Source organism: Brevibacterium otitidis, from assembly GCF_042429315.1.
GTDB lineage: Bacteria > Actinomycetota > Actinomycetes > Actinomycetales > Brevibacteriaceae > Brevibacterium > Brevibacterium otitidis.
Window position 1 is genome coordinate 1 of the sequence record NZ_JBHMAU010000096.1, and the last position, 1274, is coordinate 1274.

The 1274-nt window shown below is 65.4% G+C and carries 1 protein-coding gene and 1 pseudogene; one reads left to right on the top strand and one right to left on the bottom strand.

What is annotated here, in order from left to right; translation table 11 throughout:
• A pseudogene (locus ACFFN1_RS16875) lies at window positions 1-211 on the top strand (hypothetical protein); the annotation flags it as partial.
• 455 nt (window positions 212-666) lie between these two features.
• On the opposite strand, the gene ACFFN1_RS13625 reads toward ACFFN1_RS16875, so the two are convergent.
• Window positions 667-1274: ATP-dependent DNA helicase (locus ACFFN1_RS13625; protein ID WP_376841374.1), on the bottom strand; the 608-nt coding region annotated here is incomplete at its 5' end.

A 1274-nucleotide genomic window follows, 5' to 3' on the forward strand; every position in this document is an offset into this window, starting at 1 on the left:
CACAACGCTCATGAATTTCACTCATCTACAGATCCTTTCAGACAGGCCCCCATACACAACCCATCTGACACGCCCATCCGAAGTGGTCCTCAGCCAACGCCCTGCCGAAGCCGACGACCGCGCCGTCCCCGGCCAATGGGAAGGGGACCTGATCATCGGCACCAGCAGGTCGGCGATCGGGACGCTCGTTGAGCGCAGCAGCCGCTTAACCTGAATCCACCGGATCGCTTGGGTAGGTAGGCGTGATCTGTCTTTGAGCTCGGTCCCGGAATTCGGGCAAGAGGCACTGCCGGGCCTCCCTGCCCGGAGTGTTCCACTGATCGGTCCTCGCGTTGCGCCGTTCTCGGCTGGTCGGTCAGGCCGCCACTTTCTCCGGCGGAGCATTAGCGGTCGTGAACAGGCTTGTCCACTCCGTCTCCCACGGCCAATCCCTGGGTAGATGCATCTGCACTCTGCGGGTGAAGCGCTCCGGGATTCGTGGAGACTCGGTTATCTGGAACCGGTTCCCTCATTTTCCGGGCACGATCAAGTTTCCGGACGATCTGCTCCCGGGGTGCTCGGTGAACTTCTTCATCGTCATCCATTCTCCCCGCCACCAGACGGAATGCTAACGGACAACACTCAAGCCAACTGGACGCTAAAAGCCTAGGGCACTCCAGGGTCTGCTCAGTCCTCGCGGTAAGGTGCCAGCCGGGTGAGCGCATCGCGCACAAGGGCCGGATTGTCGGTCCGCCACATCGGCGGCAGGCTGGCGAGCAGGAATCCGGCGTATCCGGCGGTGCGCAGCCGGGAGTCGAGCACGGCGACGACGCCCTGGTCCTGCACGGAGCGGATGAGCCGCCCGGCCCCCTGGGCCAGGCGCAGTGCGGCATGGGTGGCGGAGACGGTCATGAACCCGTTGGCACCGCGCTGGGCGGCTGCCTGTGTGCGGGCGAGCGCCAGCGGGTCGTCCGGGCGCGGGAAGGGGATCCGGTCGATGACGACGAGCCGGCAGGTCCGCCCGGGCACGTCGACGCCCTGCCACAGCGACATGGTGCCGAACAGGCACGTGTCCGCCTCCGCTGCGAACCGGCCGACGAGTGCCGAGAGGGTGTCCTCCCCCTGCAGCAGAATCGGCATCGGCAGGTGCTCGCGCAGCACCGTGGCCGCCTGTTCGGCAGCGCTCTTCGACCTGACTTGGCTCAAATTAGTCAGGTTTTGGCAGGTGCTGGATGATGGTCTGGACGTTGTGGGGCACGGGGGTGGTGGCGTGGATTGTGTGGCCTGCGACGTCG